The organism is Acidovorax sp. ST3, assembly GCF_003231145.1.
In the GTDB taxonomy this organism is placed as follows: Bacteria; Pseudomonadota; Gammaproteobacteria; order Burkholderiales; family Burkholderiaceae_C; genus Acidovorax.
Window position 1 is genome coordinate 1 of sequence record NZ_QKVP01000137.1, and the last position, 519, is coordinate 519.

Below are 519 nucleotides of genomic sequence, written 5' to 3' on the forward strand. Positions count from 1 at the left end.
CGGTGAAGCCCGGGGTATAGGGAATGGTCTCGCCGTGCAGCTTGTCGACCGCGCCGGCATAGAACTCGAAATAGCGCGCCACGGCGGCCGCGTCGGCGCGGGCCTGCTTGATCGGCTTGCCGGCGTCGGCCGATTCCAGTTGTGCCAGTTCTTCCTGGCGATCGAGCAAGGCGAAGGCGATGCGCATCAGCAGGCGGCTGCGGGCGGCCGGAGCCATCTGGCCCCACTCGCCCTCGAAGGCCGCGCGCGCGGCGACCACGGCGCGGTCCACATCCGCCTCGCCCGAGCGGGCGATGGCATCGAACGCCTTGCCATCGGAAGGGTTCAGCACGGGGATGGTTTCGCCGCTGGCGGCGGGCACCCATTGGTTGGCGATAAAGTTCTTCTGAGTCACGGTGTGCGGAGTAAAGTAGCGGCCGTTGGCCGATTGCGGAACGCGCGGATGCGGGGGTCTCCTGGCGCGGCCGGCGAAGCCGGATCGCGCCACCCGGGCGTCGGTGGCGCGCGGTGTGGTTATGG

At 69.6% G+C, this 519-nt stretch carries 1 protein-coding gene; it reads right to left on the reverse strand.

Going from position 1 to position 519, the window contains the following annotated elements:
* Positions 1-394, reverse strand: a 394-nt coding sequence (locus DNK89_RS23980) for an aldehyde dehydrogenase family protein (RefSeq protein WP_153064359.1), incomplete at its 3' end; no start/stop codon positions are given.
* Between the last annotated feature and the right edge of the window lie 125 nt (positions 395-519).